Here is a 23,795-nt window from a genome sequence, read left to right as displayed (position 1 = left end):
CCAGAATCGCGCCTCCCGGGCACGCTGCTCCAGCCTCGATCCCATCTGCAACACTCCAAATCACGGTGGTGTTGCAACGACCAGCTGAACCCAAGGATCCGCTACCGGGCGCTTGTTGTTCGGACCCTCACGGGTCCGTCAGGCGTCGTGCTGGCGCTGTTCGACGTCGGCGAAAACCTGCTGGTAGTCGTCGAGCCATTGCCATCGTCCAAGGGGCCAGGAGATGACCACGGCTCTGCCGGTGACGTCCGCGTACGGCACGAAGCCGTGGCTGGGGAGGTTCTGGTGAAAACGGGAGTCTTCGGAGTTGTCGCGGTTGTCTCCCATCACCCAGAGACTGTGTGCTGGCACCGTCACGGAGAACGGGACCTTCGAGGCGGCGGATTCGCCGGGCGGGAGGTCGAGGTAGGGCTCCTTGACGGGGATTCCGTTGATGGTCATCTGCCCGAAGTCGTTGCAGCACGCCACGTGGTCTCCGGGGAGCCCGATCACCCGTTTCACGAGGTGGTCGTCCTTGTCGCTGCTGCCGAGGGCCGCCCCGATCACCGTGCCCACCGTGGTACGTCCGGTGCCGCTCGGTGCTGGCGACCCGACCGGTCGGAGCCAGCCGCCCGGATCCTTGAAGACAACGACATCACCGTGACGCGGCTTGATCATGGTGGGGACAAGCTCGTCGACGATCACGTGGTCCTGAACCTGGAGCGTGTTCATCATCGATCCCGATGGGATCCAGAACGACCGGATGACGTACGCCTTCACCAGAAACGACACCAGCAGGGCCACCAACACGATGACGAGCAGGTCGCGGAGAAACCGCACCGTGCCCTTCGCTCGTCGCTGCCGCCCGGTCGTCGAGATCGTCTGAGTCACCGTTGCCCCCCGGGCTGAACTATATGTCAGGAGTGAACCAAACTTCGCTGAGTGGTATGCATCCCCAACGGGCAGAGATACATGGGCATGACGGCGGCCGGTAGAGGATCGGCTACTGGGCAGGCGGGGCTACCCACACTGCGACGTATCTCCAGAAGAGTGAGCGTTGCATCTTGATCCCCGGAAGGGCTCGCCTCGCGACGCCGTGGACCTCTGAGAATGTGAGCAGAGGCGTAGCCGTCGGCGCGGTCATGCTCTGGGGCGGCGCTACGGCGCGACGAGGGTGACGGACGACCCCGATGCCGGCGTTCAAGATGACCGACGCGATTGACCAAGCGAGATCCCTCGGCTCCTCTCGGGCGATACCGACGATGACGAGCCGCCCGCTAGGCCGCAGCAACGACCTGGCCGCTTCAAGCGCCTGCGCAAGCGGCAGGTGATGAAGAGAGGCCACAAAGGTCACCACGTCATAGCACGGCTCACCGCGCACGGCGAGGTCGAAGGGCTCCTCTCGTACCGCGACGTTCCGGACGCCCGTCACGTTCGCACGCGCGAGGGCCGCCGTTCGGGCATCTGGCTCGAGGCCGACGACGGCACTTCCGATCCGTGCAAGTCGCCGCAGCAACGTGCCGGTCCCGCATCCCACGTCCAGGACCGCGGCCCCTCTGCCGGCTCTCCGAGCATGCCAGAGCACGAACGGCGCGTACACGTCATTGTGTGACCACGGGTGCTCGTCGCTGAACCTCCCCAGCGCCGCCAGCACCTGCATCCCCCTCCTGCTCATGCTCGGCAGTGTACGGACCACCCGCAGCAACTGAACGGGTACCCCTTGGTCCAGCGCTCCGAGCAGTCCAATGGCTGATCGCGTCTGCGACGCACCGATCGAGCTCGATGCCGCCCGGTGAAGCTCACTCCAGGAGTGCGAATTCACGATGGGAGCCCTCTGTGCTTCGATAGGCGGGTGAGTTCGGCGGAGGTCCTCGTCTTGACCGGGGCCGCAGGTGCGGGGAAGTCCACTGCGTTCCTCGCGGTTGCCGGAACGGTGCCGGGGACGTGCTTCATCGACGGCGACACGCTCGCATCGGCTCGTCGACCCTGGGACTACGACGAGTACTGGGAGTTCACGATGCGCGTGTGCGGAGATGTGCTGCGCAATGGCCTCGTCCCGGTGATCTGCGGCATTGGTCTGCCCTCACAGGTCCTGCCGGCAGCGGAGTCCGCCGGGTTCCGTGTGAACATGCTTGCGCTGGTCTGTCCACCCGAGTTCGTCCGCCGACGGGTCGTCGAGCGCGGCTACGGTGAGGCTTGGCGGCACCCCGAGAGGCATGTGGCTGTCAACCGTGATCTGCAAACCGTCATGGTCGCTCCGCCGCACGAGTTCGCGACGTACGACACCGCTCGCCACGACGCACGCGAGACCGCCAGAGCGGTTGCGGCGTGGTCCCGCTCGGCCGTTGAGCAATCGGACACTGATCGTTGGGCTTGAAGGTGCGGCCTCCGCGAGTCCCGTGCATGCGACCGACAGCCGATCCGCTACCGGACGGACCGGTTTCTTATGCCAGCGAGGACCGCTATCAACCCCACCACAGCTTCGATGCATCCGCTCACTCCAATCCACACCACCGAATCAGAAAAGCCGACGACCGCGAGGCCGACTCCGGAGATGAGGAGAAGCGTGCCGCCGACCGCTGTGTTCAGACGCCCAGATCGCCTAGGAGCTCGGTTCGACATGAGCCGTACGGTAGCTCAGATTCGCCACGCTTGGCCTTCCCGGTAGCCGATCGGCTATCGGGACGCCTCACGGACTGAGGCCGCGCATGGTGAACTGAGACTGTGCGTATCCGATCAGCGGCAGTCGTCGTGCTCGACGAGCAGGTGCTCGTGATCAAGAGATTCAAGGACGGTCGGAGCTATTGCGTGCTCCCCGGAGGCGGCGTCGAAGAGGGCGAGAACTTGCGCGAGGCCTGCCGCCGTGAACTTCTCGAAGAGACCGGGCTCGATGGCGAGGTGGGCGATCTGGTCGACGTCGCTGTGGACCGCGACGTGCCGGTCGCGTACTTCGCGGTGCAAGTGACCTCTGCTGAGGTGTCGCTCGGCGGGCCCGAGCTGCAGCGTGCGTCAGAAAGCAACAGGTACGACCCAAACTGGGTCGCGGCAACATCACTCGACGAGGAACGTCTCGTTCCTGACGAAGCAAGACAGGCGGTACACCTCGTCCTGAGCACGGCACAGCCACCATCGAAGCCGTCTCAGTAGCCGATTGGCTATCGGGACGGCCCTCGTCCTAATTGATTCGTCGCATGTGTGGCTGCTCACGCTGAGGGGTCAGGAGCTTCCGGCCGGGGGCCGGGAGCCGCCCGGGAGCCGGCAAGCTGGCGCTGTTCTTTTGCCGTGAAGCCTTCGGCAGCGCGGTTGAAACTCCCATATTCCAGCAACGGGGCCGCTTCCTCGCTCCCACAACGGCGTCAACAACGTCATGACCCACAACAGCTAGCGGCTGACTACGCTGGAGCGATGATGCATCCTCCGGGTTGGTACGAAGGCGAAAGCTCTCATTCGCTTCGATACTGGGACGGCACAGGTTGGACCGACCAGTTTCGGCCGCGATACCCGCAGATCTCGGCTGGTCCGGACCGAGGTGAACGGGCGTCACCCCGCCCCGTCTCGACGGGAGCTATCTTTCTGTTGTCGGCGGCTGTGCTGCTGACGCTGAATGACATTATTGCGCTCCCGCTCACATTGAGCCCTCTGCGTAATTCAGCGGTGGCGTTGCTGTGAGCAGCCTCGCTCGGTGTCGTCGTTTTCGCTGCGATCGGTGTCGGGTCAAGTGGTGCCGATGACGAGGGTGCTGCGGGCGGCTTCCACGACGTCGTTGGTGATGACGTCGAGCTCGTTGATCCTCAGGACGCGTTGGATCTGTGGGAGCAGGCGCTCGATCGCGTTCGGACGGTCAGCGCGACGCCGGAGCAGCAGCTCGTGCTTGTCTCGGTACGAGGTCGGCCCCTCGAGCGCGAGCGTCACCATCCCGGGGTCGAGCGCGCTCACGATCGACCGCACGACGGAGTACGACGGCGCCGGCAGTCCCCGTTCAGCGCAGTGGACGCCGAGCTGACGGTGAATAGTGGCGATCGACGGTCTCGGCCTGGTGAGCGCAAGCCCTTCGACCAGGCGGACGACTTCCGGTGCCGTCCGTCGGACGCCATGATCGGTCCGGGTGCCGTCGGCCAGGGCTACGTACCCGCCGGTTCGGTAGCGGGCGAGCCAGCGTTGCAGGGTGCGCTCGGTGATGCCCGTGCTGCGGGCGAGGGCGGCGAGCGGGATGGCGTCGTCGACGTGCAGTCGAAGGATCCGCCACCGCTCGCTCGCGTCCATGACTGGCTACATCGTCGGTGAGGGCTTCGGCCGACGCGCTGCGACCGGTTCAGTGTGGCGGGCGATGGCCCGGTAGATGGTGGTGCGGCTGACGCCGAGGACGTCACCGATCTGCGCGACCGTCATGTCCTGCTGCTCGTACAGCCGGCGCGCGGTGCGCACCTGGTCCGCCGAGAGGCGGGGCGGCCGGCCACCGGTCCGGCCACGGGCGCGGGCGGCGGCGAGGCCGGCGTTGGTGCGTTCCTTGATGAGGTCCCGTTCGAACTCCGCCAGCGCGGCGAAGACGTGAAACACGAGGCGGCCACCGGGTGAGGTGGTGTCGATGGTCTCCTGCAAAGACCGAAATCCGATCCCGCGCTCGGCGAGGCCCTGCAGCTGGTCGATGAGGTGCCGGATGGATCGACCGAGCCGGTCGAGTCGCCAGACGACGAGCGTGTCGCCGGGGCGGAGCTGGTCGAGGAGCTTGTCGAGCTCGGGCCGGTGTTGGAGCGAGCCGGACATGGTGTCGACGAACACGCGGTAGCAGCCGGCGGCGTTGAGCGCGTCGATCTGCAGTGACGCGTCCTGGTCGGTGGTGGACACGCGCGCGTACCCGAGGAGGTGACCCATGGGAAGAACGTAGCGAAACTCGACTGGCGAGGGTAGTAGCGGGACGTAGATTCCGGGACTGAGTTTCGCTACAAGACACGCCGTTCCGGGCATCACTTCCCTTCGGGCCTGGCTCGTTGTAGCGGAATCGGAGGTTTCTGGCACGAGATCGAGAACGGGTCTCCATGATCGGTGGTTTCCGATATGATCGGCCGATGCCGATGCCGATGACCGCAGACATGACCGCCGCCGTCTCCCTATTCCACTCGCTCGCTGAGCCGAACCGCTTGATCATCCTGCGCCGACTCAGCCGAAGCGAGGCGCGCGTGCGGGATCTCACGGACGAGCTAGGCCTGGCCCAGTCGACAGTTTCAGAGCACGTTGCGTGCCTTCGGGACTGCGGGCTCATTGTTGCCCGTGCAGACGGACGGCAGAACTTCTACTCGGTGAGCACCCCCGAGGTCATCGACGTTCTCGAAACTGCCGAGCTGCTGCTCGAAGCGACCGGACACAAGGTTGACCTGTGCTCGACCTACGGGCGCGATGCCCGATGATCGGCACCATCGCAGGAGCGGTAGGCCTCTTTGCTGCCACCAACATCGATGACATCGTGGTCCTGACGGTGCTGTTCCTCGCGTCAACGCGCGGCACGCTGCCGGGGTGGAAAGTTGTCATTGGCCAGTACGCCGGCTTCATTGCGCTCGTCGCGATCAGCGTCCTCGCTGCCGCTGGACTCACCATCGTTCCCGATCAGTGGGTCGGCTTCCTCGGACTCATTCCCCTCGGGATCGGCCTGGTCGGGTTGATCCGTGCACTGCGCCGACGTGGCGAAGATGACGACGACGATGACGCGGCGGTGCGCGCGGGCGGGCTTCTCGGGGTCGCCGGCATCACCATCGCCAACGGCGCCGACAACATCTCCCTGTACACGCCCGTATTCCGCACAGCACCGATCCCCGACACGGTGGTCACGATCGCGGTGTTCCTCGTCCTCGTTGCGGTGTGGTGTCTCGTCGCTCGCTTCGTTGGCACGAACAAGACCGTCACGGAAGCCCTCGAGAAGATCGAGCACTGGCTCGTGCCGGCCGTCTTCATCGGCCTGGGCCTCTACATCCTCATCGAATCCGGCGTGATCGCGCGCCTCATCGACGTCCTGTCATGAGAGCGACCAGCCGTGTCGCTGTGGTGCTGCTGATCGCCGCCGCCGCGCTCACCATCGACCAGCTCTCGAAGGCGTGGGCGCTCACTGGGCTCGGTCCGTCGCGAGTGATCGAGCTGGCGCCGGGTATGACCTTCCAGCTCGTCTTCAACCCGGGCGTCGCTTTCAGCCTCGGACGGAACATGGGTCCGCCGCTCGCGGTCGGCATCATCGTGCTTACGCTGTGCCTGACGACATGGGCAGTCGTCCGCGCGGTTCGCGGAGCCGACATGATCGCAACAGGGCTGATGAGCGTCGCCGTCGGCGGGGCAGCTGGCAACCTCTGGGACCGAGTCACCCGCGCCGAGAACGGTCCGCTCACCGGTGAAGTCGTCGACTTCATCAATGTCGACTGGTTCGCGATCTTCAACGTCGCCGACATCTTCGCCACCCTCGGCATCGCCGGATTCGCCCTTCGGTTCCTCCTGCCGAACCCACACTTCGATGAGCCCACATCTAGGGACGGGGCGGCGTGAGCGGGAACCCTTTCGCGGAAGCGATCCTCAGCGGGCAGCTGCTCGTCGCCGTCCCGGTGGCGCTCCTCGCCGGCCTGGCGTCCTTCCTGTCGCCGTGCGTACTCCCACTCGTCCCTGGATACCTCGGCTTCATCGGCGGTGTCGCCGAGCAACGCCGCCGCAGCACACTCATCCTCGGGGTGCTCCTGTTCATCCTTGGCTTCACCGTCATCTTCGTCGCCTATGCCGCAGCGTTCGGCGCGCTCGGCTTCTGGCTGATCCGCTGGCGCGACCTCCTAACCCAGATTCTCGGCGGCTTCGTGATCATCATGGGGCTCGTATTCATCGGCCGTTTCGGCGTCCTGCAGCGCACCCTGAAACCACGCTGGAAACCCGCCACCGGCATCGCCGGCGCACCCCTTCTCGGCATCGTGTTCGGGCTCGGGTGGACTCCATGCCTTGGCCCCACACTCACCGCAATCAATCTGCTGAGCCTGCAGGCGGCGAGCACGTGGAACGGCGTCCTCCTCGGCATCGCCTACTGCCTCGGACTCGGGATCCCGTTCCTGTTCCTCGCCCTCGGCGCAAGCTGGGCCACAACCGCAGTCACCCGGATCAAGCGACACATGCGCACGGTGAACCTGATCGGTGGCGGGGTACTGATCCTGATCGGCGTCCTCATGGTCACGGGCCTCTGGTCCTCGCTGATGTACACCATCGGAGCGCAGATCGGGCAGTACGTCACCCTCCTCTAAACAACCCCCTCAACAGGTCAGTGCCTGCTGTATTGTCATTGCATGCTGACCAGTGCTTCGCGCGTCGACGTCATGAACCGCCTCGGCCGGGCGATGACCGATCGAACTCGATCCCGCATCCTGCTCGAACTCCTCAGTGGCCCCGGATACCCGGGACGCCTCGCAGAAACGCTCGGCCTGACGCGGTCGAACGTGTCGAATCATCTGACGTGTCTGCGTGGGTGCGGAATCGTCGTCGCGGTCCCGGAGGGGCGCTCGACCCGCTACGAGATCGCTGACCCGAACATCGGGGCAGCCTTGCACGCCCTGCTCGACGTCGTCCTCGCCGTCGATGACGGTGCCGACTGTGTTGAAGACGACTGCGAAGTCGAGATGAGCTGCGAGGTCTCCGCATGACCGCCACGAACGCCGTCGGGACGCTGCAGCCGGACCGGAAGCGGATCCTGCAGCGGCGCATCCGGTGGATCGTCGCTGCGACGATCACCTACAACGTCATCGAAGCGATCATCGCGATCGCCGCCGGCACAGTTTCCTCGTCGACCGCGCTGATCGGCTTCGGTCTCGATTCGATCGTCGAGGTGCTCTCCGCCGCAGCCGTCGCGTGGCAGTTCGCCGGCCCAGATCCGGAGGCACGAGAACGGGTCGCACTGAAGGTGATCGCGGTGTCCTTCTTCGGACTCGCGCTCTACGTCAGCATCGACGCGATCCTGAGTTTGACCGGTGTCCGCTCCCCAGAGCACTCCACCGTCGGCATCATCCTGACCGCAGTCTCGCTACCGGTGATGCCCGGGCTGAGCCTGTTCGAGCGCCGCACCGGCAAGGAGATCGGGTCCGCGTCCGCCGTCGCGGACTCGAAGCAGACGCTGATCTGCTCCTACCTCTCCGCCGCAGTCCTGATCGGACTGCTGCTCAACACCCTCTTCGGGTGGGCGTGGGCAGACGCAGTCGCCGGACTTGTGATCGTCGTCTTCGCGGTCCGCGAGGGCCTCGAAGCGTGGCGCGGTGAAGCCTGCGCCGTTCCTGCCTCAGTGCTCACCGGGGAACGCGAAAACCACGACGACCACGACCACTGCTGCTGACACCGCCTAACCGACGGAGAATCGGATGACACACGACCACGCTCACGCTCACGCTCACGCTCACGGCAGCACCATCAACCGGAAACGGCTTGCGATCGCGTTCGCAATCACCAGCACCGTCCTCGTCGCCGAAGTGATCGGAGCGATCTGGACGGGGTCCCTGGCACTGCTGGTCGACGCCGGCCACATGCTCACCGACGCCGGCGGGCTCGGTGTCGCGCTCCTCGCCACGACCCTCGCGATGCGGCCCGCCACCTCACGCCGCACCTGGGGATACGCGCGAGCGGAAGTCCTCGCCGCGACCGCGCAGGCCGCGGTCCTGCTCGCGGTGGGCCTATTCGTCCTCGTCGAGGGCATCCAGCGTCTGGTCACACCGCCGGAGATCCCGTCCGCGGGACTGCTGATCTTCGGCGTGATCGGCCTCGCCGGGAACCTCGTGTCGATCCTCGTCCTCGCCTCCGGGCGCGGAGCGAACCTGAACCTGCGGGCCGCGTTCCTCGAGGTCGTCAACGACGCTCTCGGCTCGGTCGGGGTCATCATCGCCGCGATCGTCATCGCCATCACCGGCTGGGGCGGCGCCGACGCGATCGCCGCGATCCTCATCGGCGTGCTAATCCTGCCGCGCGCGTTCGTGCTGCTGCGGGACGCAGTCAACGTGCTGCTGGAAACCACCCCTGCCGGTCTTGACCTCGACGACGTCCGCGCCCACCTCGAGGCGCTCGAACACGTCGAAGCGGTACACGATCTGCACGCTTCCCAGATCGCATCTGGGCTGCCCATCCTCACCGCCCACGTCACCATCACCCGTGACTGCTTCCGCGACGGCCACGCCCCGGAGATCCTCGACCAGCTGCAGGCGTGTGTCGCGGAGCACTTCGACGTCAGCGTCGAGCACTCCACCTTCCAACTCGAACCCGCCACCCACCGGGACCACGAACACACCCCGCACACCTGAACTGTGCAGCTTGACAGCATTAGTGACAATGGATGCGGCCTATTGGTATGGCCACCACTCCCATGACGACACTTCGTGACCTCTCGCTCCGGCTGCTGCGCGCAGTCACCGCGGTCGTCGCTGCCGTCCTGCTGCTACTCGGCGCCGTCACCCTGCAGAACAACGCAGCTCACACTGACACCGCCGTCACGACCCTCACCGCAGCAACGGCCAGCACCGCGAACGTCGGGCACGTGGAACCGCCGACGGTGCACATCGATGCCCACGACGGTGTCGGCGGCATCTTCTGCGCCCTACTTGGGCTCGTCGCTCTCGTCATCACGACGGCGATCACCCTCGCCCTCGCAAGCCGCATCGGGCAGCGCCAGAGGCCGTTGTTCGCCCTGTCCCGGGTCCTCGCCCGTGTGCGACCGCCGCGGACGTTTGAGCGGTGGTCTGCGGTATCGCTGACCGGGCTCGCCATCGCCCGCATCTGATCAGTCTTCCGGGCGACCCCGATCATCGGGGTCGTCAGCCGTGCCCTGCCCGCACTCGCCCCGGAATCGCTTGATCGGAACCGTGACCACCACCATCCGCACCCCTTTCCTGCCCACTCACCTCACTCGCCGCGCCGCCCTCGACGCCGAACGCGCCGCAGCCCGCGGCCTACGTCGACCCGCGCGCAGCACCTCACCGAACCGCGCAGACCGAATCCGTCGCCGACGGGCGGCGCCTTCCGTGGTGGCATCGACCGGCGCTGCCGCTGTGATGGTGCTCTTCGCATCCGCGGCGCTCCCGGCGCACACCGCTGCAGCAGCTACGCCGGAGGCTGTGGTCGCACCGGCCCTGAACGGCCAGAGCCTCACCGTCGCAGCATCGGCGCTCGACCCGACCCTGCAGCGAGACGGCTTCACGGTCACCACCCGCGCCGCGGCGGCGGTGGCGCAGCAAGGCTCGGCGCCGGCTCCGGGGGCGTCGAAGCCAGGGGCGGTGCAGTGGCCGTTCCCCGGTGGCGCGCCGTTGAGCTCGGGCTTCGGCTACCGGCTGGCGCCGTGCGCCACCTGCTCAACGAACCACCAGGGGCTCGACCTCGTGCCCGGCGCCGGCACTCCGATCCAGGTCGTCGCCGATGGCGTCGTCCGGATCGCCGGCCGGCACTCGGAGTTCGGCCAGTACGCCGTCATCGACCACCGCGTCAACGGCCGACTGGTCTCGACCCTGTACGCACACATGGTCATCGGTTCCTCACCGCTGTCCGCCGGTCAGCCAGTCACCGCCGGGGATCTGGTGGGCCTGGTCGGTTCCTCCGGCCGCAGCACGGGCGCCCATCTGCACTTCGAGGTCCACGCCAACGGCACCACCCCAATCGACCCCGCTGCCTGGCTGCGCGCCAACGCCGCCGCGATGTCATGACGAAAGGCTTTCCCGTGCGTCTGCGCGCCCTCACCCTCCTCCCGATCGCTCTTGCCACGGCGCTGCTCGTACCTGCCGCCCCGGCTGCTGCGCACGACGCGCTCGCCTCGGCGACACCGGCCGTGAACGGCACCGTTTCCGGCGATCTCGACCAGGTCACCCTGACGTTCTCCGAAGCCCCACTCGCCGGTCTGGAATCGGGCCTGATCATTCAAGTCACCGGGCCCGATGGTGCTGAAACCTCCACCGGCACGGTCCGTGTGGATGGCAGCACCCTGACGAAACCCGTCGACCTCACCAAGCCCGGCACGTACAACCTCGGCTGGCGCAGCGTCTCCGTCGACGGTCACCCCATTTCCGGCACCTACCAGTTCACTTCCATCGGAACATCCACCGTTCCAACCAGCACCCCCACCAGCACGCCGACGGCATCAGCTGCCCCGGAGCCGTCATCCGCCACGGAACCGTCCGCCACGCCTGCGGCCGCTGCAGACAGTGCGCGCGACACCGGGCCCGCGGTGTGGGTACTCGCAGGCCTGACCGCGGTGCTGATCCTCGCGATCATCGCCGTGCTGCTCATCACCCGACGCCGACCGAAGAGCACCGAATGATCCGCCGCAGCATCATTGCCGCGGTGACCGCCGCCGCCATCGTGGGCGCTGTTCTTCCCGCACCCACTGCCGCCGCAGCACCGGCACCGACCTGGGCCGACGTGCTCGCAGCCCGCGGCGACGAAGCAGCCGCGACGGCTAAAGCTGCCGAACTGACCGCACTCATCGCCACGCTCGAGGATGAGACCGCTACCGCGGCTGCAGCGGCCAAAGCGCGCGGCAAGGAGCTGCAGGAAGCCCAAGACGCTGCCGATGAGGCTGCCGGCCGCTACGACAAGCTCACCGAGCAGGCCGCCCGCGCCCGCGAAGACGCCGCCGGCGCAGAAGAGCAGATCGCGTCCTGGTCGGGCTACCTATCCCGTTCCGCCGGACGTGACCTGTCCGTCAGTGTCGGGACCGACACCGGAAACCTCCTCGAACGGCTCGGCACCGCAGCGAAAGTCACCGACACGATGAACGCCGCCCTCGAGGACGCTGCCACCCGTGCCGGCACTGCGACCGCGCTCGGACGGCAAGCCGCCGCCGCACGAATGACCCGCGACCGGCTCCGCGACGACGCTGCAGCGACCTTCCAAACGGCGACCACCGCTGCGGACCAGGCGGCGGCCGCGGAAGCGACGCAGCGCACCCGGAAGCGTGAACTCACCGATCAGCTCGCTGTCCTCCGTAACCGGACCCTCAGCACCGAGGCGGCGTACACGGAAGCGGAACGTCGACGCGCTGCGGCGGCCCGTGCCGCGGCAGCGGCCACCGCCGCCCGTGCCGCGCAAGCACGCCCGCAGCCGGCCGCGAATCCGGGGGCAGTGTCGACGTCCGGGTGGACGATGCCGATCACCTCATACGGGTCGTACCAGTCGTACGGGAACCGCCTGCACCCCGTGCTCGGCTACTACCGCATGCACGCCGGCGACGACTTCGGCGCCCCGTGTGGCACCGGCCTCTACGCCGCATCCGCCGGCACCGTCACCTACGCCGGCCCCTACGGCGGATACGGGAACCTCATCACCATCGACCACGGCAACGGCGTCACCAGCAACTACGCCCACATGTTCGCCGGAGGGATCCTCGTCCGCGCCGGCCAACGCATCAGCGCCGGGCAGAACATCGCCGCCGTCGGCAACGCCGGCCTCTCCACCGGCTGCCACCTCCACTTCGAGATCCGCCAAAACGGTGCCGCCATCTCGCCCACACCGTTCCTCAACGCCCGCGGCGTCTAAACCCTAGGAGCCCGCCATGACACGTAGTGCCCGTATCGGTATCACCTCCGGCATCATCGCCGGCCTCGTCGTCCTCATCGTCGTGATCGCCGTCATCATCCGCGTCAGCACACCCAACGCCGCCACCCCGACCGCCGGGGACACGACCACGGCGCCTGCCGCGCCGCTCGTCCGTGACGACACTCACATCCTCGGAACGCCCGGCACCAGCGGCGTCACCGTCGTCGAGTTCCTGGACTTCGAATGCGAAGCGTGCGGCGCGTTCTACCCCTACGTCGAACAGCTCCGGAAGGACTACGCCGGCGAAGTGACCTTCGCGTTCCGCTACTTCCCTCTCCCGGGCCATGGCAACGCCCGCAACGCCGCCAACGCGGTCGAAGCCGCTGCCCGGCAAGACCGGCTCGAACCCATGTATCAGCGCATGTTCACCACACAAGCCGAGTGGGGTGAACGTGGAACCGACTCCCAAGCCGACCGGTTCCGCGGGTACGCCGAAGACCTCCGCCTCGACCTGGACCAGTACGACCGCGACGTCGCCAGCAAGAGCGTCCGCGACCGCATTCAACGAGATGTCACTGACGGTGCCGCCCGCGGGCTGCAGAGCACCCCTTCGTTCTTTGTTGACGGCGAGCTCGTGCAACTCAGCACCTACGACGACCTCGAACAAGCCCTCACCACTGCGCTCGAGCGGCAGGATGGCTGATGGCGAATCGCATCGGACAGGCGCACCGTCCCCGCTCGAACCGCTACCGGGGCACGCTGGCCAGCGCAGCCGCTCTCCTGGTCGCGCTGGCCGTCACGGGCTGTTCGGACAGCAGCAACGACGGCCTTTCTGGACAGTACAAGTCCGGCACAACCCAGAACTACGTCTCCGGCGACGGCGCTGTCACCCAGGTACCGCCCGCCGGCCGGACCGACCCCATCAGCTTCGATGCGACCGCCAGCGACGGCACCCGCTTCAACTCCGACGCTCTTGCCGGCACCGTCGTCGTCATCAACTTCTGGTACGCCAGCTGCCCACCATGCCGCGCCGAAGCGAAGCACCTCAACGCCGTCAACGAACGTTTCCAAAACCAAGACGTGCAGTTCATTGGCGTCAACGTCCGCGACCAGCGCTCCACCGCGGAAGCTTTCGAACGGCGCTTCAAGGTCAGCTATCCGTCCATCATTGATGCGAACGAGGGCCGGATGCAGCTCGCGCTCTCCGGGCAGGTGGCACCCAACGCCGTTCCCACCACCATCGTCCTCGACACGAAGGGCCGCGTCGCCGCCCGAATACTCGGAGCCATCGACGGTGTTGGAACGCTCTCTGCGCTCGTCCGCGACGAACTTCGTGACTGACCTCCGCTTCGACGGCAAGGAGCCGAACAACTGCGCTCACACTGACGGACGTTTGCGGCGAAGTTCTCCCGTCTTGGTAGCCGACCGCCTACCAAGACGAGAGGGGCCTTACTCTGCAGCAGCCCAGTCGAAGGGGGCCGGCGCAGTTGGAGTCGCTCCGTCAGTGGTTATGACGATCGCAATGTCGTCCCGGTCCTCGAGTCGGAGCTTCGGAAGCGGGGTCGACGTCTGCTCATTATTCACGAACACTCTAACCACGGTGCCGTCCCGTCCGTTGACGTAGCCACCCACCTGACGGTCCTCGAGCGCAACGCCCCATTCGGTGAAGAGCTGCCCGAGGACGAAGGACTCAGCCTTTGCTGATTCCACGTGGATGATGCCCGCAGTGTCATGCGTGTGGAGCGCAGACATCCCTCCGCTTTGCGTGTCAACGCCGATGTTTGCTGGCACGGTCACGGGCACACCGTCGATGGTGATGGAAAGATGCTGGTGCGTGTGGAGTGCTGTGCCTTCCATGCCGGCCACCTCCAACCCGGCGGCACGTGCTCGAGCAGACGGATCTGTTGGCGCAGCCCACGGTGGTGCGGTCGTGACCTCCTTCCCTGTCACCTGGTTTGCGCGCGACGCATCAGCGTGATTCTGCCCGGCGATGGCGAACCCGCCGATCGTTGCGCCGACGGCAAGCGTCACAGTGATGGCCGCGCCGAGCAGCACCCGCCGACGGCGCTGATCGCTTCGCTGGTTTGCGGCGCGATCCGCTGCCTTCTGCCGCGCGCTCTCGCGGCGCTCGCTCTTGGATGCCATCAGCTGGCCGTCCGCTCGTCAGCCTCGGGGCGGCGTGTCATTGAGTCGGTCACGTTCGATTCCATTCTCATTGGTGATTTGCTCTGTTTTCGTAGTCGCCGCGTGGCTCAAGGACTGACAGGCGGTCAGGGGGAAACCCGGCGTCTGATGGATCGACGGGGTTGCTGCCGCCGGGCATGACTTGGCGGTGCAGGAGTGCTCGGCCGAAGCCGACTGGGTTGACGGCGAAGGTCCGCCCGGACGGGGTGAGCGTCTAGGGTCGGTGCGGGGCATGCACATTCTCCACAAAGGGACTCGATCGCAGTCGAGTGAGAGAAGAAGGTGGGATCGGTCGCGGGCCGCGGCAGTGAGGGAGGCACCGCCGCGACCCGCGCCGGTCTCACATCGACGCGAGTATGTCCTTCATCTGGGTGATCTGCTCGGTCTGGCTCGACACGATCGACTTCGCCAGGGCGACCGCGCCGGTGTTTTTGCCCTTGTCGATTTCGGCTCCCGCCATGTCGACGGCGCTGGTGTGGTGCTCGACCATCTGCTCGAGGTAGAGCTTTCCCGCGTCCGCAGCGGACGCCTTGTCGAGGGCCTCCATGTCGGGGTCGGACATCATGCCGCCCGACGTCGCGGAGTGATCCATCCCGGACATGGTCGAGGTATCGGTGGGTTCACCCCAGGTCTTCAGCCAGCCGGTCATGGTCTTGATCTCCGGCGTCTGCTCGGCCTTAATATGCTTGGCGAGGGTGACGACGTCGGCGTCAACGTCGGAGCCCTTCTCCAGGAGCATGTCGCTCATCTCGATCGCCTGCTGGTGGTGCGCGCGCATCTCCTGCGTGAACATCACGTCCTGGTCGTTGCGCTTCGACGCCGCCGATGTCGACGACGAGGACGAGTTGTCGGAAGATCCGGTGCTGTTGGTCGAGCAGCCGGCGAGGGTGAGGCCGATGGTGAATGCGGAGGCGACCACGAGGGCACGCGTGGTGGTGTGCATGAGAAGTTTCCGTTCCCGTGGATGCGTCAGGTGATCCGGGCAGGCGTGTGCCTACCCGGGGTTTCCGGGCATGCGGGAGCCTCCCGAGGTGGGTGTATCCCGCGGGAAGGAATCAGATGCGAATGACCTGCAACGCCGTCAATGACGGCGGTTTCGCTGTCGCGACGCGGCGCGCCACCCGGTCAACCAGCGCGAGTAGCCGCGCCAGGACGTAGAGGACCCCGCCGTTCCGGGCGCGCAGCAGCGCCCACGCGAACAGGGCGATTGTCAGCGCGCACGCCATCCCCATCAGCGAACACATCAGCGAACACAGCCCGCCGTCACACCCGGCGTCGCTCAACCCCGTCATCACGGTGCCTGCCGGTACAGCGGCGTGCTCAGCGTGGCCGGTGGGAGCGCTGTGGCCGTGCTCCGCACTCATGGCGCTCGACGCCGTGGTCATCGCGTGCTCGGAGCCGGTGGTGTGGCCGAGCATGCTGTGCATCAGCACCGTGAATCCGATCAACAGCAGCAACGCCAACGTCGCCATGACCTGCAGCAGCAGGCGACGACGCGGAGCATTGGCGGTGAGGAACATGCGGCTTTCGTGAGTCCGACGGGTCAGGGGTGCGGAATCCATGGTGCGGCAGCAGCTCAAGCGGAAGCAACCGGCGGAGCGGATTCACGGCCACACGGATCAGCTTGGGAACACATCACGGGAATCGGCGTTAGACGTCTAGGGTACCCCCTGGGGGTACCAGAACGAGACGTTGACAGCGACCGACGAGGAGCACCATGAACGCGCACGAGGACCACAAGATGGCCGAACAAAAGGGCAGTCACGGGGCGACGACCTGGTCGATGGCTGCGCAAGCGACGCTGCACTGCCTCACCGGGTGCGCGATCGGCGAAGTGCTCGGCATGGTCATCGGCACCGCCACCGGCCTGCACAACACCGGGACGATCATCCTGTCGATCGTGCTCGCGTTCATCTTCGGCTACGCCCTCACGATGCGCGGCGTCATCCGATCCGGACTGACGTTCTCCGCCGCGTTCAAAGTCGCTCTCGCCGCCGACACCGTGTCGATCGCCATCATGGAGATCATCGACAACACAGTCATCGTCGCTGTCCCCGGCGCCATGGACGCGCAGCTAAGCGACTGGCTGTTCTGGAGCTCCCTCGCGTTCTCGCTCCTGGTTGCATTCATCGTCACCACCCCCGTCAATCGATGGATGATCAGCCGCGGGCGCGGTCACGCCGTCGTTCACGGCCACCACTGAGGAGATCCGCGGCTACGCGGGTTCGGCCTACTTTGCCGGCACGGCGATGAGGCCGGCGAGGGTGTCGAGGGCGCCGGGGACGAGGGAGAAGTACGCCCACGTGCCACGCTTCTCGCGGTGCAGGATTCCGGCGTCGACGAGCACCTTGAGGTGGTGCGAGACGGTCGGCTGCGACAGGCCAAGCGGTTCCTGCAGGTCGCACACGCACGCCTCGGCGCCGTCGTGCGCGGCGACCATCGAGATCAGCCGGAGCCGCGCCGGGTCCGCGATCGCCTTGAGCGACTTCGCGAGGACCTCTGCGGACGCCTGATCCATCGCCTCCGTCGTCACGGGCGAGCAGCACGCGGTGACGTCCTGGATGGGAAGCAGCTCGATCGTCATGGGCTCATCCTCCCACGCACTTCGACACGCGTCTATATTTGCATTCATCGATATTGACGTGCTTCGATGTACGCGCCGGGTTTCGGCTCCCGCTCGATCCGTGAAGGACCAGCCTGATGACTCATCTCCTCGCCGTCGGTGGCAGCGACGCCGGCATTGCCGCGGCGCTCCGTGCCCGTGAACTCGACCCGACCACCGATGTGACGGTGGTGCTCGCGGACGAGTTCCCGAACTTCTCCATCTGCGGCATCCCGTACTGGGTGTCCGGTGACGTCGCCACGGAAGCGTCCCTCGCGCACCGCACCCGTGCTGACCTTGAAGCCGCTGGCATGGCGGTCCGCTCCTCGACCTGGGCCTCGGCCGTCGACGTCGACCGCCGCTTTCTGACCGTCACCGGTCCCGCCGGCGAGGAGGAGATCTCATACGACGAGCTGCTGATCGCGACCGGTGCTGAGCCGGTGCGCCCCGCGGGGGTGCCGTTCGGGGAGCAGCGCATCCATCTGCTGCACTCGATGACCGACGCCGAGCAGGTCGTCGACGCCCTCGAGCTCTTGCCCGCGGGCAGCCGCGTCGCGGTCGTCGGCGCCGGCTACATCGGCCTGGAGATGACCGAGGGCCTCGTCGCGCGCGGGTTCGACACGACGCTCATCCAGCGCAGCGCGGAAGTGCTCTCCACCCTCGACTCGGAGCTCGGGTCTCTCGTGACCGCCGAGGTGCGCCGCCACGGCGCGACGGTCCTCACCGGTGCCACCGTCACGGGCATCACCCCGGGCGGCAATGGGCAGTGGCGTGTCGCCACCAGCTCCACCTCCGGTGACGCGGAGGGCACGTTCGCGCTCGTCGTGGTCTGTGTCGGGGTCCGTCCCGTCACGGACCTCGCGGTCGCCGCGGGTGCGCGGCTGGGGCAGGGCGGAGCGATTGTCGTCGACGCCAGCATGCGGACCGGGGTGCCGCACGTGTGGGCGGCCGGCGACTGCGTCGTGACGCACCACCGCCTCCTCGGCACCACGTGGTTGCCGCTCGGGACGACAGCGCACAAGCAGGGTCGCGTCGCTGTGGAAAACATGCTCGGCGGCTCGAAGACGTTCGCCGGTTCGGTGGGGACGCAGGTGGTGAAGGTGTTCGACCTCGTCGCCGCCCGCACCGGCCTCCGCCAGCACGAGACCGGCCATCTGGACGTGTCGCCGCTGACGCGGGTGACGGTCGCGGATGACCACAAGCGGTACTACCCGGGCGCCGTCCCGCTGACGATCAGCGTCACCGGCGACCAGGCCACCGGTCGGCTTCTCGGTGCGCAGATCGTCGGTCAGCGCACCGCGGAGATCAGCAAGCGCATCGACACGTTCGCCACCGCCCTCCACGCGGAACTCACCGTGGACGACGTCATCGATCTTGACCTCAGCTACACGCCGCCGCTCGGGTCCCCGTGGGACGCCGTGCAGGTCGCCGCGCAGGGCTGGGAACGCGCCGCCGCCGCAGCGAACCAGGCCACAGTGAACCAGGCCGGGGCGACCGCCTGATGGTGATGGCTGTGGTCGCTGCGGCGATCTTCGTCGCGACGCTCGTGGTGGTGATCTGGCAACCCAAGGGGTTCCCGATCGGCTACACCGCGCTCATCGGCGCTGTCATCGCCCTCGCCACCACCGTCGTCGGCCTCTCCGACGTCCCGACCGTGGTCGGGATCGTGTGGAACGCGACGCTGACCTTCGTCGCGGTGGTGCTGATCTCGTTGATCCTCGACGAGGCCGGGTTCTTCGAGTGGGCAGCCCTCCACGTCGCCCGCTGGGGCCGCGGCAACGGACGGCTGCTGTTCGTCCTGATCGTGGGCCTCGGCGCGGTCATCGCGGCGGTGTTCGCCAACGACGGGGCCGCGCTGATCCTCACCCCGATCGTCGTCGGGATGCTCCGAGCGTTGAACATGCCGCAGAAAGCGGCGCTCGGGTTCATCCTCGCCACCGGGTTCATCGCCGACACCGGCAGTCTGCCGCTGGTGGTGTCGAACCTGGTCAACATCGTCTCCGCCGACTACTTCCACCTCGGCTTCGCCGAGTACGCCGCCGTCATGATCCCCGTCGGCATCGTCTCCGTCCTGGCCTCCCTCGGCATGCTGCTGCTGTACTTCGGCAGGAGCATCCCGAAGCGGTACGACGTCCTCGCCCTCACCAGCCCCGCCGCCGCGATCACGGACCGTGCGACGTTCCGCGCTGGCTGGGTCGTCCTCGCGCTGCTGCTGGTCGGCTACTTCGCCGCCGACCCACTCGGCGTCCCCCTCGCGGCCGTCGCCGGCGTCGGAGCCGTCATCATCGTCCTCGTCGCCGCCCGGCAGCCCGCGTTCCTCTTCGCCCGCACTGCGGCTGCGCCGGTCCTCGTCACCACCGGCGGTACTGCCACCGTCAGCGTCGGCGGTAGCGGTGCCGGACCGAGCACGCCGTCGGGGCGGGTGATTCCGGTGTGGAAGACGATCCGGGAGGCGCCGTGGCAGATCGTGCTGTTCTCCATCGGCATGTACCTCGTCGTCTACGGCCTCCAGAACCAGGGCCTCACCGACCACCTCGCGACGCTGTTCGACGTGTTCGGCGACCACGGGGTCCTCGTCACCGCGCTCGGCGTCGGGTTCACCATCGCGATCCTCGCGTCCCTGATGAACAACATGCCCACCGTCCTCATCGCCGCCCTCGCCATCGGCGGCGCCGGCGCGACCGGGCTCACGCACGAGGTGATGGTCTACGCCAACGTCATCGGCTCCGACCTCGGCCCGAAGATCACCCCCATCGGCTCCCTCGCAACGCTGCTGTGGTTGCACGTGCTGGAGAAGAAGGGCATCCACATCGGGTGGGGTCAGTACTTCCGCACCGGCATCGTCCTCACCATCCCCGTCCTCGCCATCACCCTCGCCGCCCTCGCCGGCTGGCTCACCCTCATCCACTGAACCCGAAAAGACACACACCCATGAGCGACAAGCCCACGATCCTGTTCGTCTGCGTCCACAACGCCGGACGCTCCCAGATGGCCGCCGGCTACGCCCAGGCCCTCGGCGGCGACCGCGTCGAGGTCCTCTCCGCCGGCTCCGAGCCGAAGGACCAGATCAACCCCATCGCCATCCAGGCGATGGCCGAAGACGGCATCGACATCGCCGGCAACCAGCCGAAGATCCTCACCACCGACGCCGTCCGCGACTCCGACGCCGTCATCACCATGGGCTGCGGTGACGCGTGCCCGATCTTCCCCGGGAAGCGGTACGAGGACTGGGACCTCACCGACCCCGCCGGCCGCGGCATCGAGGACGTTCGCCCCATCCGGGACGACATCAAGCACCGCGTCCAGACGCTCCTCGCCGAGCTGCTGCCCGCCGAAGCAACCGCCTAACCGACAGGACCAGGATCATGACGCTCACCCTCACCGTCCCACCCCGGGCCGACGCGGACCGCCTCACCGGACTCCCCGTCGCGATCATCGGTGCCGGCCCCGTCGGCCTCGCCGCCGCCGCGCACCTCCTCGAGCGCGGCCTCCCCGTCGTAATTTACGAAGCGGGAACGGCGGTTGGGACCAGCGTCCGCGCGTGGGGACACACCCGCCTGTTCTCCCCGTGGCAGTACGTCATCGACCCCGCCGCCCAGCGGCTCCTCGAACCCACCGGCTGGGAATCACCCCGGGCATCATCCCTGCCCACCGGCCACGACCTCGTCGACACGTACCTGGCCCCCCTGGCAGCGACCCCGCAGCTCGCACCGGTGATCCAGTACGGCACCCGCGTGGAGGCGGTGTCACGGCAGGGCATGGACCGCACCCGCTCTACCGGCCGCGCCGACACCCCGTTCCTGCTCCGCCTCCACACCGACGACGGTGCGCACGATGTCACTGCGCGTGCGGTCGTCGACACCTCGGGCACCTACACGTCCCCGAACCCGCTCACTGCCGCTGGGCTCGCACCCGCCGCGGACCTCGGCGACCGGGTGGTCCACGCGCTGCCTGACGTCCTCGGCGCCGACCGTGCCAAGTTGGCGGGGAAGCGGGTCCTCGTCGTCGGTGCCGGACACTCCGCGGCGAACACCCTCATCAAACTCGCCAGCCTCGCCAAGACGGCCCCGGGTACCGACGTGCTGTGGGCTGTCCGAAACGCCGGCACCGCCCGGCTCGGCGCCGACGCAGCTGACGGGCTCGCGGCCCGGGGTCAGCTCGGGTCCACCGTCCACGGGCTCGTCGAGTCCGGTCGCGTGCAGCAGATCGCGTCGCTCGAGATCGACGACGTCCGACCCGACGGCGACCAGGTCACCGTCACCGGCCGCCGCGCCGGAGCGCCGTTCGCGGTGACGGTCGACGTGATCGTGAACGCGACCGGGTTCCGACCCGACCTCGACATGCTCCGCGAGATCCGCCTCGGCCTCGACGACATCGTCGAAGCACCCCGAGCCCTCGCACCGCTGATCGACCCGAACCTGCACTCCTGCGGCTCCGTACCCCCACACGGAGTCGCCGAGCTCGCGCACCCGGAACCGAACTTCTTCATCGCCGGCATGAAGTCCTACGGCCGAGCCCCCACCTTCCTGCTCCTCACCGGGTACGAGCAAGTCCGCTCCATCGCCGCTGAGCTCGCTGGCGACCACGCCGCCGCGCGCCTGGTCGAGCTCGTCCTCCCCGAGACCGGTGTCTGCTCCACGGATCTCGGTGGATCCTCCTGCTGCACCACCCCAAGCAGCGCCGAGAGCCCGACCACCGCTGCCCCGAGCCTGGACATGACAGCTCCGGAAGTGGCGTCGTGCTGCGCAGCCCCCGAGTCCACCCCAACCACTGACAGCAGCTCATGCTGCGCCAACTGACGGGAACGCCCACATGACGACCAAGCCGACCGTCCTGTTCATCTGCAAGCACAACGCCGGCCGCTCCCAACTCGGCGCAGCACTCCTCGAACTCGCCGCACCCGAGCGGTATACAGCCACCTCCGCCGGCGTCACGCCGGCCGAGGCAGTGAACCCCTCGATCGCCGCGACCGTCGGGGAACTCGGCCTCGACATCACCGACCGGACACCCCGGAAGGTCACCGCGGAACTCATCAAGGCAGCCGACATCGTCGTGCTAATGAAGCCCGGCCTGGAACTGCCAGCCACGCCGCGAGGCACGGTCCTAGAATGGTCCTTCCCCGACCCGTCCTCCTGGTCGCCCGAGGACGTCCGCCCTCTGCGCGACGCCGTCGCGGACCGCATCCAGCACGAGCTCCTCAAGCAGTGACGACGGCACAGGTCGGAGCTGAACCACCCAGCGCACTCCGTGGCTGACCAGCCCCGGCACCCGTTTCTGCTGATCGGCTTGTCCGTGTCGCAGGTGATCTCCTGGGGAACCCTGTACTACGCCCTCCCCGCCACCAGTACCGCGATCGCGCGGGACACCGGATGGTCCGTGGTCCTCATCACCACGGCGTTCTCCGCCGGGTTGATCCTCTCCGCCGCCGCGGGGATCCCGGTCGGGCGGCTCCTGGACCGGGCGGGACCGCGCCTGGCGATGACGGTCGGGACAGTCGCCGGCGCAGTCGGCCTCGTGGCGGTCGCCGTCGCACCCTCGTTCCCGCTGTTCATCTCCGCATGGTGCGTCGTCGGTCTCGGCCAGTCCGCGACCCTGTACCAGGCCGCGTTCACGGTCATCAACACCACGTTCGGCGCCCGCCGTGGTACTGCTCTGACCGTTGTGACTCTCGCCGCCGGGCTCGCCTCGACGATCTTCGCGCCCATCGCCGTCGCCCTCACGCACGCCCTCGGATGGCGTGGAAGCTTCCTAATCCTCGCCGGCATCCTGCTCGTCACCGTGGCCCCGATCCGCGCCACCCTCCTCCCACGTCGGTGGCCACACATCGACGGCGTACCTGAGGCAGGCGCGCGCGCTGATCCGTTCAGAGTCCGCCGGATCGCACGATCGAGACCGTTCCTGCTCCTGCAGGTCGGCGTCACCGGCCTCGCGCTCGCGCTGTACGCCCTCACCATCAATCTCGTGCCCCTCCTGACCAGCGCAGGACTTGCCGCCGCGGCCGCTGCGACCGCCTTCGGCCTCGTCGGCGTCGGACAGGTCGCCGGCCGCGCGTTCTTCGCGTTCGGACGCGGCACCACGACCGTCCCAGCTGTCACCGCGGTTGCGGCGGTCGCGGTGATCGCGCTGGCCGGCTTCGCCACAGGGGCCGGCGCTCTCCCCGCGGCCATCGGCTTAGCCGTCCTCGCCGGCGCAGCCCGCGGCTCCCTCACGTTGATCCAGGCATCAGTCGTGGTCGACCGGTGGGGCACAGCGAACACCGGACACCTCACCGGGATCTTCGCCGCCCCCGTGACCATCGCCACCGCGATCGCACCAGCAGTCGGCGCCGCCCTCCTCCACGCGACCGACGCCACGACCACCGCGCTGCTCTGCGCAGCGGTGGCAGCGATCGGCGGCGGTGCGCTGCTCCTCGGAACAACCACCCACCGAGATCCGCGGGTCGCAACCCGACATCGAACGCACCAATAACGACGACACCGAACGAAGCCGCCCCAGCGGAGCCCACTCGTCGGCGGCT

At 67.5% G+C, this 23,795-nt stretch carries 30 protein-coding genes and 2 pseudogenes; 23 read left to right on the top strand and 9 right to left on the bottom strand.

Translation table 11 applies throughout. The annotated features are described in order from the left end of the window. Window positions 1-138 precede the first annotated feature (138 nt). Together lepB and ASF23_RS05310 are read right to left on the bottom strand one after the other, a co-directional pair. Window positions 139-870: a signal peptidase I gene (gene lepB, locus ASF23_RS05315; protein WP_055950224.1), complete on the bottom strand. Its 732-nt coding sequence runs from the start codon at window positions 868-870 to the stop codon at window positions 139-141. A 112-nt stretch (window positions 871-982) separates the two neighbouring features. After that, window positions 983-1,654: a class I SAM-dependent methyltransferase gene (locus tag ASF23_RS05310; RefSeq protein WP_156364259.1), complete on the bottom strand. Its 672-nt coding sequence runs from the start codon at window positions 1,652-1,654 to the stop codon at window positions 983-985. 177 nt (window positions 1,655-1,831) lie between these two features. Here ASF23_RS05310 and ASF23_RS05305 point away from each other — a divergent pair, with 177 nt between their 5' ends. The 3 genes from ASF23_RS05305 to ASF23_RS19075 all read left to right on the top strand — a co-directional run bounded on the left by ASF23_RS05305 (window position 1,832) and on the right by ASF23_RS19075 (window position 3,648). Beyond that, window positions 1,832-2,356, top strand: a complete 525-nt coding sequence (locus ASF23_RS05305; RefSeq protein ID WP_055950218.1) for a hypothetical protein — start codon at window positions 1,832-1,834, stop codon at window positions 2,354-2,356. Window positions 2,357-2,703: 347 nt separating this feature from the next. Further along, window positions 2,704-3,126 (top strand): NUDIX domain-containing protein, encoded by a 423-nt coding sequence (locus tag ASF23_RS17760; RefSeq protein WP_082473856.1) that lies wholly within the window; start codon window positions 2,704-2,706, stop codon window positions 3,124-3,126. Window positions 3,127-3,384: 258 nt separating this feature from the next. Further along, window positions 3,385-3,648, top strand: coding sequence for a DUF2510 domain-containing protein (locus ASF23_RS19075; protein WP_082473855.1), 264 nt, complete (start codon window positions 3,385-3,387; stop codon window positions 3,646-3,648). Window positions 3,649-3,693: 45 nt separating this feature from the next. On the opposite strand, the pseudogene ASF23_RS18645 reads toward ASF23_RS19075, so the two are convergent. The 3 genes and pseudogenes from ASF23_RS18645 to ASF23_RS05290 all read right to left on the bottom strand — a co-directional run. Beyond that, a pseudogene (locus ASF23_RS18645) lies at window positions 3,694-3,810 on the bottom strand (AAA family ATPase); the annotation flags it as partial. A gap of 249 nt (window positions 3,811-4,059) precedes the next feature. Continuing rightward, window positions 4,060-4,242, bottom strand: a pseudogene (locus ASF23_RS18785) (helix-turn-helix domain-containing protein); the annotation flags it as partial. 6 nt (window positions 4,243-4,248) lie between these two features. Continuing rightward, on the bottom strand, window positions 4,249-4,851 hold the full coding sequence (locus tag ASF23_RS05290; protein WP_055950209.1) for a recombinase family protein: 603 nt from the start codon (window positions 4,849-4,851) through the stop codon (window positions 4,249-4,251). 194 nt (window positions 4,852-5,045) lie between these two features. Between ASF23_RS05290 and ASF23_RS05285 the strand changes: the two genes are divergently transcribed. The 13 genes from ASF23_RS05285 (at window position 5,046) to ASF23_RS05225 (ending at window position 13,833) form a co-directional block, all read left to right on the top strand. Beyond that, entirely contained in the window at window positions 5,046-5,384 is a 339-nt protein-coding gene (locus ASF23_RS05285; protein ID WP_200919308.1) for an ArsR/SmtB family transcription factor, read from the top strand. Then, window positions 5,381-5,992, top strand: coding sequence for a cadmium resistance transporter (locus ASF23_RS05280; protein ID WP_055950201.1), 612 nt, complete (start codon window positions 5,381-5,383; stop codon window positions 5,990-5,992). Before ASF23_RS05285 ends, ASF23_RS05280 begins: the two co-directional genes overlap by 4 nt. Window positions 5,993-6,012: 20 nt before the next feature. Further along, the gene (locus ASF23_RS05275; RefSeq protein WP_055950198.1) at window positions 6,013-6,504 is read left to right on the top strand and encodes a signal peptidase II; all 492 of its coding nucleotides are present in this window, start codon (window positions 6,013-6,015) and stop codon (window positions 6,502-6,504) included. Next, window positions 6,501-7,238, top strand: coding sequence for a cytochrome c biogenesis CcdA family protein (locus ASF23_RS05270; RefSeq protein WP_055950195.1), 738 nt, complete (start codon window positions 6,501-6,503; stop codon window positions 7,236-7,238). The genes ASF23_RS05275 and ASF23_RS05270 overlap by 4 nt, the downstream gene beginning before the upstream one ends. Before the next feature lie 42 nt (window positions 7,239-7,280). Next, complete coding sequence (gene cmtR, locus ASF23_RS05265; RefSeq protein ID WP_055950191.1) at window positions 7,281-7,634, top strand: Cd(II)/Pb(II)-sensing metalloregulatory transcriptional regulator CmtR; 354 nt, start codon at window positions 7,281-7,283, stop codon at window positions 7,632-7,634. After that, window positions 7,631-8,317 (top strand): cation diffusion facilitator family transporter, encoded by a 687-nt coding sequence (locus ASF23_RS05260; RefSeq protein WP_055950189.1) that lies wholly within the window; start codon window positions 7,631-7,633, stop codon window positions 8,315-8,317. Before cmtR ends, ASF23_RS05260 begins: the two co-directional genes overlap by 4 nt. A 25-nt stretch (window positions 8,318-8,342) precedes the next feature. Beyond that, window positions 8,343-9,272 carry a cation diffusion facilitator family transporter gene (locus ASF23_RS05255; RefSeq protein WP_055950186.1) on the top strand — a complete coding sequence of 310 codons (930 nt, stop codon included), beginning with the start codon at window positions 8,343-8,345 and terminating at the stop codon, window positions 9,270-9,272. 62 nt (window positions 9,273-9,334) lie between these two features. Beyond that, window positions 9,335-9,748 (top strand): hypothetical protein, encoded by a 414-nt coding sequence (locus ASF23_RS05250; protein ID WP_055950183.1) that lies wholly within the window; start codon window positions 9,335-9,337, stop codon window positions 9,746-9,748. A gap of 82 nt (window positions 9,749-9,830) precedes the next feature. Beyond that, window positions 9,831-10,664, top strand: coding sequence for a M23 family metallopeptidase (locus ASF23_RS05245; protein WP_156364257.1), 834 nt, complete (start codon window positions 9,831-9,833; stop codon window positions 10,662-10,664). A gap of 14 nt (window positions 10,665-10,678) precedes the next feature. Beyond that, a complete protein-coding gene (locus ASF23_RS05240; RefSeq protein ID WP_055950176.1) occupies window positions 10,679-11,275 on the top strand; it encodes a copper resistance CopC family protein in 597 nt (198 codons plus the stop codon). Next, window positions 11,272-12,492 carry a M23 family metallopeptidase gene (locus tag ASF23_RS05235; RefSeq protein ID WP_055950173.1) on the top strand — a complete coding sequence of 407 codons (1,221 nt, stop codon included), beginning with the start codon at window positions 11,272-11,274 and terminating at the stop codon, window positions 12,490-12,492. The genes ASF23_RS05240 and ASF23_RS05235 overlap by 4 nt, the downstream gene beginning before the upstream one ends. A gap of 16 nt (window positions 12,493-12,508) precedes the next feature. Next, window positions 12,509-13,195: a DsbA family protein gene (locus tag ASF23_RS05230; protein WP_055950170.1), complete on the top strand. Its 687-nt coding sequence runs from the start codon at window positions 12,509-12,511 to the stop codon at window positions 13,193-13,195. After that, entirely contained in the window at window positions 13,195-13,833 is a 639-nt protein-coding gene (locus ASF23_RS05225) for a TlpA family protein disulfide reductase (protein ID WP_055950167.1), read from the top strand. The genes ASF23_RS05230 and ASF23_RS05225 overlap by 1 nt, the downstream gene beginning before the upstream one ends. Window positions 13,834-13,941: 108 nt before the next feature. Here the strand turns inward: ASF23_RS05225 and ASF23_RS18210 are convergent, their stop codons facing one another. The 3 genes from ASF23_RS18210 to ASF23_RS05210 all read right to left on the bottom strand — a co-directional run bounded on the left by ASF23_RS18210 (window position 13,942) and on the right by ASF23_RS05210 (window position 16,196). After that, the gene (locus ASF23_RS18210) at window positions 13,942-14,637 is read right to left on the bottom strand and encodes a hypothetical protein (protein WP_146245334.1); all 696 of its coding nucleotides are present in this window, start codon (window positions 14,635-14,637) and stop codon (window positions 13,942-13,944) included. A gap of 379 nt (window positions 14,638-15,016) precedes the next feature. Further along, the gene (locus ASF23_RS05215; RefSeq protein ID WP_082473852.1) at window positions 15,017-15,619 is read right to left on the bottom strand and encodes a DUF305 domain-containing protein; all 603 of its coding nucleotides are present in this window, start codon (window positions 15,617-15,619) and stop codon (window positions 15,017-15,019) included. A gap of 112 nt (window positions 15,620-15,731) precedes the next feature. After that, a complete protein-coding gene (locus ASF23_RS05210) occupies window positions 15,732-16,196 on the bottom strand; it encodes a hypothetical protein (RefSeq protein WP_055950158.1) in 465 nt (154 codons plus the stop codon). Between the two features lie 197 nt (window positions 16,197-16,393). On the opposite strand from ASF23_RS05210, the gene ASF23_RS05205 reads away from it, so the two are divergent. Continuing rightward, window positions 16,394-16,879, top strand: a complete 486-nt coding sequence (locus ASF23_RS05205; protein WP_200919307.1) for a DUF4396 domain-containing protein — start codon at window positions 16,394-16,396, stop codon at window positions 16,877-16,879. Window positions 16,880-16,906: 27 nt separating this feature from the next. On the opposite strand, the gene ASF23_RS05200 is transcribed toward ASF23_RS05205, so the two are convergent. Continuing rightward, on the bottom strand, window positions 16,907-17,260 hold the full coding sequence (locus ASF23_RS05200) for an ArsR/SmtB family transcription factor (protein WP_055950155.1): 354 nt from the start codon (window positions 17,258-17,260) through the stop codon (window positions 16,907-16,909). Between the two features lie 116 nt (window positions 17,261-17,376). On the opposite strand from ASF23_RS05200, the gene ASF23_RS05195 reads away from it, so the two are divergent. The 6 genes from ASF23_RS05195 to ASF23_RS05170 all read left to right on the top strand — a co-directional run bounded on the left by ASF23_RS05195 (window position 17,377) and on the right by ASF23_RS05170 (window position 23,746). Continuing rightward, the gene (locus tag ASF23_RS05195; protein WP_055950153.1) at window positions 17,377-18,780 is read left to right on the top strand and encodes an FAD-dependent oxidoreductase; all 1,404 of its coding nucleotides are present in this window, start codon (window positions 17,377-17,379) and stop codon (window positions 18,778-18,780) included. 5 nt (window positions 18,781-18,785) lie between these two features. Then, on the top strand, window positions 18,786-20,189 hold the full coding sequence (locus ASF23_RS05190; RefSeq protein ID WP_055950241.1) for an arsenic transporter: 1,404 nt from the start codon (window positions 18,786-18,788) through the stop codon (window positions 20,187-20,189). Window positions 20,190-20,209: 20 nt separating this feature from the next. Next, window positions 20,210-20,626: an arsenate reductase ArsC gene (locus ASF23_RS05185; RefSeq protein WP_055950150.1), complete on the top strand. Its 417-nt coding sequence runs from the start codon at window positions 20,210-20,212 to the stop codon at window positions 20,624-20,626. Between the two features lie 17 nt (window positions 20,627-20,643). Beyond that, the gene (locus ASF23_RS05180) at window positions 20,644-22,077 is read left to right on the top strand and encodes an FAD-dependent oxidoreductase (protein ID WP_055950145.1); all 1,434 of its coding nucleotides are present in this window, start codon (window positions 20,644-20,646) and stop codon (window positions 22,075-22,077) included. Between the two features lie 13 nt (window positions 22,078-22,090). After that, a complete protein-coding gene (locus ASF23_RS05175) occupies window positions 22,091-22,486 on the top strand; it encodes an arsenate-mycothiol transferase ArsC (RefSeq protein WP_055950142.1) in 396 nt (131 codons plus the stop codon). Window positions 22,487-22,570: 84 nt separating this feature from the next. Beyond that, entirely contained in the window at window positions 22,571-23,746 is a 1,176-nt protein-coding gene (locus ASF23_RS05170; protein WP_055950138.1) for an MFS transporter, read from the top strand. Window positions 23,747-23,795 lie beyond the last annotated feature (49 nt).

The sequence above is a fragment of the Curtobacterium sp. Leaf261 genome, assembly GCF_001422205.1.
GTDB lineage: Bacteria > Actinomycetota > Actinomycetes > Actinomycetales > Microbacteriaceae > Curtobacterium.
The sequence above is the reverse complement of the archived record's forward strand: the minus strand, read 5'-3'. Positions and strand labels throughout refer to the sequence as shown.